Source organism: Kitasatospora sp. NPDC032121 (assembly GCF_055580145.1).
On record NZ_JBVILX010000002.1, the window covers coordinates 1 to 13,378 of the forward strand.

Genomic DNA, 13,378 nt, shown 5'->3' on the forward strand with positions numbered 1-13,378 from the left:
CTGAGGCCGGGGATGTCAACATATCTGGCGTTGACTTTTGGCACGCTGTTGAGTTCTCAAGGAACGGACGCTTCCTTCGGACCGCCTTCCAGCGGACCCTCCGGGCTTCGTTCTTTCGTGTTTCCAGCTTATCAGATGTTTTCCGCTCCGTTTCCGGGGCTTCGTCATCCAACTCGCCGGTGTCTTCCGGGGCTTGACGCCCTGTCCGACGTTTCAAACTCTAGCCGATCTCCGCTCCGAAAAGCGAATCCGGCCGCAACCCGATAAAACGAGCACGCCAAATAAGCGCTCAGCCGCGACGCGGAAATGCCGACGCGACCCAGCCCGAACCTGGGAAGTGGTGTTTCAGAGGATTGGCCGCCCCGGGACCGTCCGCGCCGATGCGTGTCCGGTGCTCCCTGCCAGGCAGCTCGAAGAACACTAGACCTCTGGACTCTCCGGGTCAAGTGGCGCAAGCGGATTTCCGGCTCCCTCTTCCGCCGGCAGCTGGAAGGCCAGGACGGCGACGTCGTCGTCGTGCTCGGAGGTCACGCCCATCGCCCGCAGCAGCCTGGCGCAGACCACCTCGGGGGCGCCGATCGCTCCGGTCAGGGTGCGGGCCAGGAGGTCGAGGCCCTGGTCGATGTCCTCGTCGCGGCGTTCGACCAGTCCGTCGGTATAGAGGACGCCGGTCGTGCCGGGGAGCAGGCGCAGGGTGTGGGAGACGTGCAGGCCGCCGCCGGTGCCGAGCGGCGGGCCGTTCTGTTCCTCGCTGCGCAGGATGGTGCCGTCGGGGCAGCGCAGCAGGACGGGCAGGTGTCCGGCGGAGGCGTAGGAGAGGGTGCGGCGCTGCGGGTCCCAGACGGCGTAGGTGCAGGTGGCGATCTGGTTGGCGTCGATCTCCATGGCGAGGCCGTCGAGCAGGCGCATCACCTCGTGCGGGGGCAGGTCGAGGCGGGCGTAGGCGCGGACGGCGGTGCGCAGCTGGCCCATGACGGCGGCGGCGCGCAGGCCGCGGCCCATGACGTCGCCGATGACGAGGGCCGTGCGCCCGCCGTCGATGGCGATGACGTCGTACCAGTCGCCGCCGACCGCGGCCTCGGCGCCGCCCGGTTGGTAGGTGGCGGCGACCCGCAGGCCGGCCGGCTGGTCGAGCTTCTGCGGGAGCAGGCTGCGCTGGAGGGTGACGGCGGCCTCGCGCTGGCGGCGTTCGGCTTCGCGCAGGCGGGCGGCGGCGAGGACCTGGTCGGTGACCTCGGCGGCGAAGATCAGCACTCCGGCGGGTTGCCCCTCCACGGGGGGGTCGCCGTTCTCCCCGGCGCCGAGCGGGACGCAGGAGACGTTGTAGTAGCGGTTGCCGGTGAGGCCGAGGATGCAGCGGGCCTTGACGCTGCGCGGGCGGCCGCCCCGGATGACCTGGTCCATCAGGGGCAGGACGCCCATGGTGGCGAGTTCGGGGAGCGCCTCCGCCGCCGGCAGGCCGGTGGGGCGTTCGCCGAAGAGTTCGCGGTACGCGCGGTTGGCGTAGCCGAGCTGGTGGAGCGGGCCGTAGGTGACGGCGACCGGGGCGGGGATGCGGTTGAGGACCTCGCGCAGGTTCTGCGGCTTGTGCGGGTCGAGGAGCTCGGCGGTGGCGGCGGGACCGGTCGGGTCTCGGGGGCTGGGCACGACGACGCCGTCGGGGCAGGGCGCACCGTCCTCGGTGCCGGTCCCGGTGGGCGGGAGGGCACGCCAGGGGACTCCGGCGAGCCGGGCGCTCCAGCGCATGAGGTTCAAACGACGGCCGCTTCCTCGTTTTCCAGGCATATCATCACTTTTTGTGTGCGCAGCACCACAAGGGGTAATGACCAGGTCGGGCTGATCCTGTCAGGCGGAGGCCCGGTTCCGGAAGTCGCACGCCCGGCGTGGCCGTCCGGACGACTGCCGGGCCGGGTCGGCGGGCGCGTTCACCGGGGAGCATCCGGGCCGGCGTCGGACCGCCTCCCGGGCTTCGGGTCGAACCCTCCCTCGAAGGCCGAACGCGGGTGCTCCGTCGCGCCCAGCGAGACCACCTCGCGGGAGAACACCCCGCCGAGTACCCAGTCCATCAGCACCCGCACCCGGCGTTCGGCGCTCGGCAGCCGCCTCAGGTGCCGGGCCCGGTGCAGCCACCAGGCCCGGCGGCCGGTGAGCGTGCCGCCCCGCCGGGTGTGCGCGACGGCCCGGCGCGGGCCGAGCGAGGTCGAGCAGGCGGCGGGGCCCGGCCGGTAGTCGGCCAGGCGGGGGTCGTGCGGCCCGCCGTCCAGCGCCACCACGACGTTGCGGGCGAGCAACTCGGCCTGGGCGAAGGCGTGCTGGGCGTTGGGGGCGCAGGGGGCGCCGTCCGCGTTCGGGTCGGGTACGGCGGCGCAGTCGCCGGCCGCCCAGACCCCGGGCAGGGCGCGTCCGTCCGGTCCGACGGCCTGCAGGGTCGCCAGGCACCGCACCCGGCCGAGGGTGTCCAGCGGCAGGTCGGTCTCGCGCAACAGCGGGGACGGCCGAACGCCCGCCGTCCAGACCAGGGTGCGGGCGCCGAAGCGGCTGCCGTCGGAGAGCGCCACGACCCGGTCGGCGGCGGACTCCAGGGTGGTGCGCAGCCGGATGTCGACGCCCCGCTCGCGCAGTTCGCCCAGGGTGTGTTCGGCGAGTTCGGGCGACTCCCCGGCGAGGATCCGGCCGGTCGCCTCGACCAGGACCCAGCGCAGGTCCTCGGCGCCGACGTTGTGGTAGCCGCGCACGGCGGTGCGGGCCATGTCCTCCAGTTCGGCGAGCGCGCCGACACCCGCGTAGCCGGCGCCGACGAAGACGAAGGTGAGCGCGGACTGGCGCAGCGCCGGGTCGCGGGTGGCGGAGGCCAGGTCGAGCTGCTCCAGGACGTGGTTGCGCAGGCCCACCGCCTCGCCGACGGTGGAGAAGCCGAGGCCGTGTTCGGCGAGTCCGGGCGCCGGAGCCGTGCGGGAGACCGAGCCGGGTGCCACCACGAGGATGTCGTAGGGCAGTTCGACCGGGGCGGGGGGTTCGCCGGGGCCGGCGGCGTCGGCGAGGGCGCGCCGGGCGGCGTGTTCGATCCGGGTGATCCGGGCGGTGAGCACCCGGCAGTCCGGCAGGACCCGGCGCAGCGGCACGACCACGTGTCTCGGGTCGATCGAGCCGGCCGCCACCTCGGCCAGCAGGGGGTGGTAGGTGAAGTAGGCCTGGGGCTCGACGACGGTGATCTCCACCTCGCCGCGCCGCAGCCGTTCCCGCAGGGCGCGCTGGAGGTGGAGTGCGGCGGCCGTTCCGGCGCAGCCGCCGCCGGCGATCAGGATCCTGATGGTGCGCCTCCTGCCGATGCGACGTTTCGTCCCCGGCCGCCCCGCGGCCGGGTGTGTCCCCCCATCACGCCCCTATGAAGGACCGGCGGAGGCGGTCTTGTCCACAGTCCGTACGGGGCTGGTTGCGACACGAGTGACCACCGTGGCCAGTTGTGCCTACTGGGCGACTTTCTGACGCACTTTCGGCCTCGGAGACTGGTGAACTATGGTCGGATTGTGTACCGGGGCGGCCGTCGCCATGACAATCGGCGGCGACGCACCGTGGAGCGGCCACTACGGCCAGTTCCAGCGTTGGCGTGTAAACCCGACTGGGGGCCGGTCATCCGGGGAAGGGTAGTTCCCGGACAGGGCCCCGGACGGTGCCGACGCGCCGAGCCGGACGTGGACCCGGCACGGCGGCACGAACCGTGGTCACCGGATCGGGACGGGCGGCACGAGCAATGGGTCATCGGGTCATTTCTGACGGGCTGAGCTGCACCGGGGGGTGCAGGGGCGGGCGACGACAGGGTCCGGTTTCGGACGCCTGCGGGGGAGAGTTGGGATGATGGATCAGGAGCAGGTGTTGGGGCGGGCGGTCGCACCGCAGACCGGGCCGGGCATGGTTCCCGAGCAACGCGGCCCGGTGGAGCTGCCGCCGCAGAGCGGGCTCGCGCAGGTCGGCATGGTCCAGGCGGCCGTCCCGTACCGGGCCGAGTCGGCGGCGGCCGCCGCGGCGGTGCCCGGGGCCAGGCTGCGGGTGGACGCCCGGCGGAACCTGGAGAGCGTGCTGCGGGCGGCCCGCGAGGTGTTCGGCGAGTTCGGCTACGGCGCGCCGATGGAGGAGGTCGCGCGCCGGGCCGGGGTCGGGGTCGGCACCGTCTACCGGCGCTTCCCGAGCAAGGAGGTGCTGGTCCAGCGGATCGCCGCCGAGGAGGTGGCGTGGCTGACCGCGCAGGCGCGGGAGTCGCTGTACGGCGGTGACGGCGCCTGGGACGCGCTGGCCGGCTACCTGGCCCGCGCGGTGAGCAGCGGTGCCGGGCGGCTGCTGCCGCCGGAGGCGTTCCGTTACGCGGAGGAGCTGGGCCGGGTGCCCGAGCAGCGGACGGCGGAACAGCCCGCGGCGGTCCGCTTCGACCTGCGGGGCGAGGAGGCCCGCTCCGGCGGGGTGGTCGAGCCGTCGGCGGCCGACGCCGACCCCCGGCTGCTCCTCCAGCTGCTGGCCGCCCTGGTGGCGCGGGCCGGTGCCGCGGGCGAACTGCGGCCGGGCGTCACGGTGTCGGACGTGGTGCTGGTGCTGACCGCCTCGGTGCCGGTGCACGCGGTCCGTCCGTCGCTCTCCGCGCCGGCGGCCGGCGGTTTCTCGCCGATTTCTTCGCAGACGGACGGTCAACAGGCGGCCGGGCCCTCGGACCGGCTGCTGCAGATCCTGCTGGACGGCCTGCGGGAGCGCTGACGCCCGCCGGTCGGCCGGTCCGCCACGCCCGGCGGGCACGGGAGTTGGAGGAAGGACCGGCGCGCGGCCCGGGTGCGCGCGCCGGGTGCGGGAGTCGCACACCCCACCGCCGCACGCTGGGCGAACACTCCCGCGACGGCCCCTCGGAGGGGTGGAAGGCGGTCGCTCCGGCTACCGCCCGCCCCTGCGCTATGCCATCCTTTGCCCGTGGTTGGAGCCAATGTCCCGATGCGCGCCGTTCGCGCGCCGTCGGCGCCGTACGCCGGGGAACCGTGCGCCCGCGCACGCCCGCGCGCCCTGCCACACTACGGGGGCTGTCGTGGAATCTGGGGTCCGTTGTGAGCGCCGAGGAACAGAACGACTACGGGTACGGGCTCGACTTCGGAGGCCTCTCCGGTGACGGCGCCGAGGGGTCCGTCACGGGCCCCTGCAGTCTCGGCAAGGCCGGCGGGGCGGCCCAAGTGCCGGGCTCCGCACCGGGTACGGCCGCCGGGCACGTCCCCGACCAGGCCGGGATGCCCAGCCGCGAGACGCTCTCCGCCTCCGCCGCCGCGCTGCCCCCGGGCCGGGTGCCCGGGCAGGCCCCGGCGGGCCGCGGCGGCGTCTCCCCCGAGGCGTTCGTCGGGGAACCGTTCACCGGCGACGGCCGGACCGCCCGGCCGACCGTGCCCGCCCCCGCCGATCCGGTGGACGGCGAGCGTCCGGCCTCCGACGCCGAGTTGACCGCCCGGGTGCGGGCCGGCGACGACGCCGCGTACGAGGAGATCTACCGCCGGCACGCCGACTCGGTGCGCCGCTACGCGCGCACCTGCTGCCGGGACAGCTTCACCGCCGAGGACCTCGCGGGTGAGGTGTTCGCCCGCACCCTGCAGGCACTGCGGGCGGGCAAGGGCCCCGAGTTCGCCGTCCGCGCGTACCTGCTGACCGCCGTGCGCAACGTCGCCGCCGCCTGGCACCGCAGCGAGCGGCGCGAGCAACTCGTCGACGACTTCGCCGTGTTCGCGCAGACCTCGGCCGCCGTGGTCGACGTCGACCTCGCCGACCCGGGCGCCGACGCCTGGGCGATGGCGATGGCCGACCAGCGGATGGTCATGCAGGCCTACGCCGAACTGCCCGAGGACGACCGGGTGGTGCTCTGGCACACCGAGGTCGAGCGGGAATCCCCCAAGACCGTCGCGGTGATGCTCGGCAAGACCGCCAACGCCACCGCCGTCCAGGCCCACCGGGCCCGGGACCGGCTCGCCGCCGCGTTCCTCCAGGCGCACGTCTCGGGCAGCCAGGACCGGGCATGCGAGGCGTACGCCAACCGGCTCGGGGCGTACGCGCGCGGCTCGCTGCGCAAGCGGGCCTCGGCGGAGGTCGGCCGGCACCTCCAGGAGTGCGACCGCTGCACGGCGGCATGCCTCGAACTGACCGAGATCAACACCGGGCTGCGCGCCCTGCTGCCCGGCGGGGTGCTCGTCTGGATCGGCGTCGGCGGGTTCGGCGCCGCCGCGGCCGCCGTGGGCGGTGCCGCCGCCGTCGGCGGTGCGGCAGCGGCCGGGACGGCCGCCGCGGCCTCCGCGTCCTCGGGGGCGGCGGCCGGTGCGGCCGCCGGTACGGCTGCCGCCGGCTCGACCGGGGCGGCCTCCGGCGGGGCCGGTGCCGCCGCGGTCGGCGAGGGCCTGGGCACCGCGGCCAAGGCCGGGATCGTCGCCGCCATCGCGGTGGCCGCGGCCGCCGTCGCCGCCTACGCGTTCACCGGCTCGCCCGAACCGAAGCCCCCGGCGGCCGCTCCCCCGGCCCCCAGCGCGCCGGCCGCCGCCGCACCCGGGGCGCCCGCGGCCTCGCCCGCGCCCCCACCCACGGCGGCTCCGGCCCCGGCCCCGGCGTCCAGCGCCGCCGCCGCGGCCCCGGAAGAGCCCGCGGCGAGCCCCGCGGCCAAGCCGACCACCAAGTCCACGCCGGTTCCGCCGGCCGCCACCGACCAGGCCCCGCAGCCCGGAACGCCCGCACCCGGCGGCCCGAAACCGCCGACGCCGAGCTTCACCCCCCCGGTCGTCACCGTGCCGACCCTGCCGCCACTGCCCACGCCCGACGTGCCGGTCATCCCGACGCCGACCCTGCCGCCGCTGCCGACCCCGACCGTCAGCCCGCCGGTGCCGCCGGTGCTCAGCGACTTCTGGGGCGACTCGCTGCCCGTACTGAAGCCCGGCAACAACCGGGTGCCACCCCCCGAGCCGAGCATCCGGCAGAAGGGCAGCGACAACTTCTGGCAGCGTGACGGCGGCTGGATCGGCGGCGACCACCACCCGCACGCGATCACCGTGCACGCCCCGGCGAGCACCGTGATCGACCTCAACCGCACCTGCACGTCCTTCGACGCGGTGGCCGGGGTGGACGACGCGACGCTCTCGCCGGGCCGGGTCGTCTTCACCGTCCAGGGTTCCGACGGCAGCACCCTGTGGCGCTCCCGCGCGCTGGCCGTCGGCGACGACGCGGTGCCGGTGCACGTGCCGCTGGCCGGGCAGAAGTCGGTCAAGCTGACGGTCACGCCGGTGAACGGGATCTGGTCGGCGCTGAACGTCGCGGACTGGGCCCAGGCCCGCTTCCGGTGCTCGTGACCGCCCGGACGCGGTCCGGGCGGTCATGACCCGAGGCCCGCTCCAGGGCGTCCTGGAACGGGCCTCGGGCCTCGGGGCGACGGTGACCGTCGGGCGGCGTCGACCGTCAGATGGCGCAGGAGCCGTCCGCGCAGGCCTCCCCGGCCGGGGCGACCTGCACCGGGGCGGGGCGGCGCTCGCCGATCTCGGCGGCGACCTGCTCCAGCACCTTGCGGAAGGTCGCCGCGTCCTGGCCGCCCTGGACGGCCCACTTGCCCTCGAAGACGAAGGTCGGCACGGCGCTGATGCCCAGCTCCCGGCCCTCGGCCAGCTGGGCGTCGACCTCGGCGGTGCCCTCGTCGCCCGCCAGGTAGGCGGCCACCCGGTCGCGGTCCAGGCCGGCCGCGACGGCGACGTCGGTCAGCGCGGCGCGGTCACCGACGTCGACGCCGTCGGTGAAGTGCGCCTTCAGCAGCGCCTCCTTCAGCCGGCCCTGGACGGCCGGGCCGTACTCGACCTCGGCGAGGTGCAGCAGGCGGTGGCCCAGGAAGGTGTTGGCGTGCAGCGCGGCGTCGAAGTCGTACGTGATGCCCTCGGCGAGGCCCAGCTCGGCCACCCGCGCGTCCATCGCCACCGACTGCGGGCCGTAGCGCTCGGCCAGCCAGGCGCGGTGCGGGCTCGCGGTCTCGGGGGCGTCCGGGACCAGCTGGTACGGACGGTAGACGACCTCGACCTGCTCCCGGCCCGGGAAGTCCGCCAGGGCCTGCTCGAAACGGCGCTTGCCGATGTAGCACCAGGGACAGGCGATGTCGGACCAGATCTCGACCTTCATGCGGGGGGCTCCAGGGGGCGTCTTGTCAGGGGTGGACAAGATGGGTGAACGATGAACCATCTCGGTACATTCCCGGCACCCCGCCGATCAGGCCGCGGGCGGCGCCGGGACCACCAGCACCGGGCAGGCCGCGTGGTGCACGACCGCCGAACTCACCGAGCCCATCAGCAGCCGGGCGAAGCCGCCGTTGCCCCGGGTGCCGACCACCAGCGTGTGCTGCCGGGTCGCCGCCTCCAGCAGCACCTCGATCACGTTGCCCAGCACCACGTGCAGCGACAGCTCCCCCGCGTACGGCGCGGGGCGCTGGTGCTGCACGGCGGCCACCGAGCGGCGCAGCCCGTCCGCCATGCTCTCGACCAGCGTCTCCACGCTCTCCTGCACCAGCTCCGCCATGCCCGGCGGGTAGCCGGCCGGCGCCGGGTTGACCACGGCGAGCACGTACAGCGGCAGCCCGAACAGCTCGGCCTCCGTCATCGCCCGGTCCAGCGCCCACAGCGACCCGTCCGACCCGTCACACGCCGCCAACACCCCCGGCGGCCGCCCCGACGGCGGACGCCCCAGCACCGACAGCACGACCGGCACCTCCCGCCCCGCGCTCCCACCGGCCACCGCACGTCCTCCTCGCCCCGGACCCACACCCCCGCCATCATCACCGCCCCGTCCACCCGGGCCCGGCAACCGCGCCGCAGACCGGGGCCGACGTACGGGAGGGCCGGGGCCCGCAGGCGGCAGGCCGGGGGCCGGCTGGAGCAGCTGGTGGTGTCAGGACGTGAGCGCGGGTTGGCGGGGGGTGGGCAGGCCGGTCCAGCAGGCGCCGTGGCGGCGGGCGCGGACGCGGCGCAGCCACAGCTCGGTGGAGACGAGGTCCGCGAGGCCGGCGAGGGCGGCCGGGGAGAGCGGGGTGGCGGGGTCGGCGGAGCGGGCGAGGTCGGCCCGGACGGCGGGGAGGTCGATCAGGCCGGCTTCGGCGAGCAGCGGGGCGTCGAAGAGTTCGGCGAGTCCGTCGGCGGCGAGGCGCAGGCCGGCGCGGGTGGGGGCGGTGCGGTCGGGGCGGGGGCTCCGGCCCCAGTCGGGGGGCAGGTCGGTGCGGCCGGCGCCGGTGAGGACGGCGTGCAGGAGGGCGTGCCGGGCGCCGGGTTGGAGGCGGACGTCGTCGGGCAGCAGCCGGGCGGCGCGCACCACCTGGTTGTCGAGGAAGGGCGCGTGCAGCCGCTGGCCGGGCTGTTCGGCGGCGTGCACGAGGGTGCGGAAGGAGCGCGCCTGCCGGTAGAGGGCGTGCCGGGCCCGGTGCGCGCCGGGGTGTTCCTCGGGCGCCGGTCTGCGCGCCGCCAGGCGCAGCCGCAGCGCGACCGAGGAGAGCGCCTCGTCGGAGAGCCAGCGGGCGGCCGGGCCGGGCACGCACCAGGCGAGGTCGACAGCCGAGCGGGCCCCCGCCGTGCCGTCGCCGTCCGGGACGTGGCGGGCGGTCAGCCTGGCGGCCGCCTCGTCCAGCGCCTCCGCGTAGCGGGCCCGGGAGAGCCGGTGGGCGGCCCTGAGCACGGTGAGCGGGGTGCGCAGCGTGCCGGTGAGGACGCCCGCGGCCGCCCGGTCGGCGCCGGCCAGCGCGACGACCGGGGGCAGGAGTTCGCGTGGCCGGCCGGCCCGGATCAGGTCGGCGAGCCGGGCCGGGTGCCCGTCCAGGACCTGGCGGGCGCCGTAGCCGGTGAGGTGGTCGGTGCCGCCGGCGTCGAAGCGGGCCTCGGCCCGGGCGGCGGCGACGAGTTCGGGCCCCGGCTCGTCGGTGAGCCGGCCGGACCGCGGGTCGGCGTCCAGCCCGGCGTACGGGAGGGTGTCCGGGCCGGGGTCGAGCACGGTGTGCCGCAGCCGCGGGGTGTCGGGGGCGAGCGCGAGGCCGGCCGGGGGCTCGGTCTCGCCGAGGGTGACGGCGGCCAACTGCTCGGGGGCGGCGGGTTCCCGGGCGGTGGCGCGGGCCCAGGAGCCCTTGACCGCGCCGCTCCTGGCCCCGGCGGTGGCGGCCCTGGCCGCCAGGACGGACGCCGTGGACGCGGCGGCCGTCGGCGCCGGCGGCAGCGGGACGGCGGCGGCGAGCAGCGCGACGGTCGCGGAGGCCGTCCCGTACGAGAGGTCGACGCCGAGCCGGGCCCGCCCGGCCGGATCGAGGGCCGGGGTGGTGGTGCGGACCCGGGAGCGGACGGACTCCAGCAGGGCGCGGGTGAGTTCGCGGACGGCGGGCGCCTCGTCGCGCGGCTGCTCGGCGCCGGCCGGGTCGTCGTAGCCGGACAGGTACGGGCGGCCGCCGCGGATGCCGAGCACGTGGCCGGGCGGCACCCGCTGGACGCCCAGGTACGGGGTGCCGGTGCCGAGCGCCTCGGGGGACTCGGGGCAGGCGAGCCGGGCGGCCAGGTGGCCGGTGTCCAGCGGGGCACCGACCAGGTCGGCGAGCGGCAGGGCGGCGGTGGCGTACGCGGTGCCGCCGGCCCACGGGGTGTGGAAGACGGGCCGGGCGCCGGCGAGGTCGGTGAGCAGCAGGGTGGAGCGGGTGCCGGAGCGCAGCACGACGGTGTAGCTGCCGGGCCAGGCGGTCAGGTGGCGGACGGCGCCGCCGCGGGCGGCGGCGAGGCCGGCGGCGAGTTCGGCGTCGGTGGCGCCGCAGTGGCCGAGGACGGCGAGCCGGGAGGTGGCGGGGGTGTCCTCGGCCTGGTCGGGGGCGGTGGGGCCGGTGCTGACCACGGCGGGGGCGCCGGGGCGGAGGGTGACCAGGCGGATCTCCCCGGGACGCCAGTCGCCGACGGCCCAGAGCGGGTCGGGCCCGGCCCACAGGGGGCGCGCGGCGATCGGCTCGACCTTGCCCAGCGTCTCGTGCGCCGGGGTGCCCGCGCTCGGCGCGCCCGTGCACCAGCCCGTCAGCCACCGCATCGCGCCTCCACCGGACGAGGACCTGCATCCGTTCGACGCGTTCGCCGCCGCCGGGCGGCCGGGTGGGGTGCCGGACCGGCCCGCGCGCGTCCCGGCGTGCCCCCGCAGCTCGACGCGCCGTCAGGAGACATCGTGCCACCGCGGGGCGCCGCCGTGGTCGGTGTTCCGGGTTCCGTTTCCGTCCGAACCGGCCGTTCGACGGCCGCCACGGCCGCGACGGCGGACGGGGGTGGGCTCCCGGTCGCGCCCGCCGGACCGCTCCGGGCCGGGGGCTCCCGCGCCTCCTCGACCGCTCCGGGTGGACAAGTTCCGCGCGCCGGAGGCGAGTTCGATCCGTCCGTCATTCCCGGGGGCGGGCGGGCCGGGCCTCCCCCTCCCCGGCCCGGAACCACCCGCGAACACCTTTGACATGGGCATCGCGAGATGGCCGAAAGGTGTCGCCCGGCCCGGGAGGGCATCCGCATGCCCTCCCGGACTTCACCGCCACCCGCGGGGATTGAGGCGGCGGCTTCCCCCGGCCCGCCGGGTCCTCGACGGCAGGCCGACCCACGACCACCAGCGAATCGCCGACCTGCCGGTCGGGCCAGGGAGCACGGCCGGGCGCACGTGAACACGGGACCGGAGCACGAGGCTCCGGAGCGCCGCGCGGTCGGCCGGATCCGAGTGGTCCGGACCAACTCCGGTGCTGCACCGCCGAGTGCGCGATCCCGCCATCCGGAATGCGACCTCTTAACCGTCGGAACGCGTCCGACTACGCTAGGTACTGCAGCTACGACCCGGTGCCGCCCGGGCCCCGCGCACAAGGCCGCAGGAGGTGCAGCCGCCACCATGACCGTCAGCCCACGTGGACCGAACGAACGGCTCGGCACGCTCCTGACCCTCGCCCAGATCAGCAACGCCGGGCTGGCCCGCAGGGTCAACGACCTCGGCGCCCAACGCGGGTTGACCCTGCGGTACGACAAGACCTCGGTGGCCCGCTGGGTCAGCAAGGGCATGGTGCCGCAGGGGCCCGTCCCACACCTGATCGCCACCGCGATCGGCGGCAAGCTCGGCCGGCCCGTCCCGCTGGAGGAGATCGGCCTGGGCGACACCGACCCGGCGCCCGAACTCGGCCTGGCCTTCCCGCGCGAGGTCGCCGACGCGGTCCGCTCCGCGACCGACCTGTGGCGGGTCGACCTCGACCTGCGCCGGGGCCCCGGCGGCGGCCGCTGGAGCGACAGCCTGGCCGGCACCTTCTCGGTCGCCGCCTACGCGACCCCCGTCTCCCGCTGGCTGATCAACCCGGCGGACGGCTCGGTGGCCCGCGAGGTCCCGCGCTCCCCCACCGACACCTCCTCCTACCGGGTCGGCCACTCGGACGCCGCCAAGCTCCGCGAGGCCGCCCAGGAGGCCCGCCGTTGGGACTCCAAGTACGGCGGCGGGGACTGGCGTTCGTCGATGGTGCCGGAGTGCCTGCGGGTGGAGGCGGCGCCGCTGCTGCTCGCCTCGTACAGCGACGCCGTCGGCCGGGCGCTGTTCGGCGCGACCGCCGAACTGACCAGACTGGCCGGCTGGATGGCCTTCGACACCGGGCAGCACGAGGCCGCCCAGCGCTACTACATCCAGGCGCTGCGGCTCGCCCGGGCCGCCGCCGACGTGCCGCTCGGCGGCTACGTGCTGGCCTCGATGAGCCTCCAGGCGGGCTACCGGGGTTTCGCCGAGGAGGCGGTGGACCTCGCCCAGGCCGCGCTGGAGCGCAACCGGGGCCTGGCCACCGCCCGCACCATGAGCTTCTTCCACCTGGTGGAGGCCAGGGCCCAGGCCAAGGCACGCAACGCGGCGGCGTGTGCGACGGCGCTCGGCGCGGCGGAGAGCGCCCTCGAACGGGCACGCGCCGGGGACCCCGATCCGGCGTGGATCGACTTCTACGCCTACGACCGGCTCGCCGCCGACGCCGCCGAGTGCTTCCGCGACCTCGGAGTGCCCTCCAAGGTCCGGCAGTTCACCCGCGAGGCGCTGGCCACACCCACCGAGGGCTTCGTCCGCTCGCACGGCCTGCGGCTGGTGGTCTCGGCGATGGCCGAGGCGGAGGCGGGCAACCTGGACGCCGCGGTCGCCGCCGGCGAACGCGCCGTCGAGGTGGCCGGCCGGATCTCCTCGCAGCGCAGCCGGGAGTACGTGGTGGAGATGCTGCGGCGGCTGGAGCCCTTCCAGGGTGAACGCCGGGTACGGGAGTTGACCGAGCGGGCCCGGGCGGTGATCGTCGCTCCGGCGTGAGCGGCGTACGCGCCCGGCTGCGGGCCCGGTGACCGCGCCCGGGCCCGGG

7 protein-coding genes and 1 pseudogene are annotated in these 13,378 nt (G+C 76.2%); 3 read left to right on the forward strand and 5 right to left on the reverse strand.

Annotation, left to right across the window (positions count from 1 at the left end; genetic code table 11):
- Positions 1-468: 468 nt before the first annotated feature.
- A pseudogene (locus ACZ5OX_RS05795) lies at positions 469-1,755 on the reverse strand (SpoIIE family protein phosphatase); the annotation flags it as partial.
- A 170-nt stretch (positions 1,756-1,925) separates the two neighbouring features.
- Positions 1,926-3,311, reverse strand: a complete 1,386-nt coding sequence (locus ACZ5OX_RS05800) for an NAD(P)/FAD-dependent oxidoreductase (RefSeq protein ID WP_465629597.1) — start codon at positions 3,309-3,311, stop codon at positions 1,926-1,928.
- 541 nt (positions 3,312-3,852) lie between these two features.
- Between ACZ5OX_RS05800 and ACZ5OX_RS05805 the strand changes: the two genes are divergently transcribed.
- Positions 3,853-4,743 (forward strand): TetR/AcrR family transcriptional regulator, encoded by an 891-nt coding sequence (locus ACZ5OX_RS05805; protein WP_465628905.1) that lies wholly within the window; start codon positions 3,853-3,855, stop codon positions 4,741-4,743.
- Between the two features lie 338 nt (positions 4,744-5,081).
- On the forward strand, positions 5,082-7,346 hold the full coding sequence (locus tag ACZ5OX_RS05810; protein WP_465628906.1) for a sigma-70 family RNA polymerase sigma factor: 2,265 nt from the start codon (positions 5,082-5,084) through the stop codon (positions 7,344-7,346).
- Between the two features lie 106 nt (positions 7,347-7,452).
- Here the strand turns inward: ACZ5OX_RS05810 and ACZ5OX_RS05815 are convergent, their stop codons facing one another.
- The 3 genes from ACZ5OX_RS05815 to ACZ5OX_RS05825 form a co-directional block, all read right to left on the reverse strand.
- Complete coding sequence (locus ACZ5OX_RS05815) at positions 7,453-8,157, reverse strand: DsbA family oxidoreductase (RefSeq protein ID WP_465628907.1); 705 nt, start codon at positions 8,155-8,157, stop codon at positions 7,453-7,455.
- 87 nt (positions 8,158-8,244) lie between these two features.
- A complete protein-coding gene (locus ACZ5OX_RS05820; protein ID WP_465628908.1) occupies positions 8,245-8,766 on the reverse strand; it encodes a universal stress protein in 522 nt (173 codons plus the stop codon).
- 153 nt (positions 8,767-8,919) lie between these two features.
- Positions 8,920-11,073, reverse strand: coding sequence for an asparagine synthase-related protein (locus ACZ5OX_RS05825; RefSeq protein ID WP_465628909.1), 2,154 nt, complete (start codon positions 11,071-11,073; stop codon positions 8,920-8,922).
- A gap of 828 nt (positions 11,074-11,901) precedes the next feature.
- Between ACZ5OX_RS05825 and ACZ5OX_RS05830 the strand changes: the two genes are divergently transcribed.
- Positions 11,902-13,329: an MFS transporter gene (locus ACZ5OX_RS05830; protein WP_402415666.1), complete on the forward strand. Its 1,428-nt coding sequence runs from the start codon at positions 11,902-11,904 to the stop codon at positions 13,327-13,329.
- Positions 13,330-13,378 lie beyond the last annotated feature (49 nt).

Coding starts and splice junctions, on each gene's coding strand:
- ACZ5OX_RS05815 (WP_465628907.1), bottom strand. CDS start 8,157: ATGAAGGTCGAGATCTGGTCCGACATCGCCTGTCCCTGGTGCTACATC.
- ACZ5OX_RS05805 (WP_465628905.1), top strand. CDS start 3,853: ATGATGGATCAGGAGCAGGTGTTGGGGCGGGCGGTCGCACCGCAGACC.
- ACZ5OX_RS05830 (WP_402415666.1), top strand. CDS start 11,902: ATGACCGTCAGCCCACGTGGACCGAACGAACGGCTCGGCACGCTCCTG.
- ACZ5OX_RS05825 (WP_465628909.1), bottom strand. CDS start 11,073: ATGCGGTGGCTGACGGGCTGGTGCACGGGCGCGCCGAGCGCGGGCACC.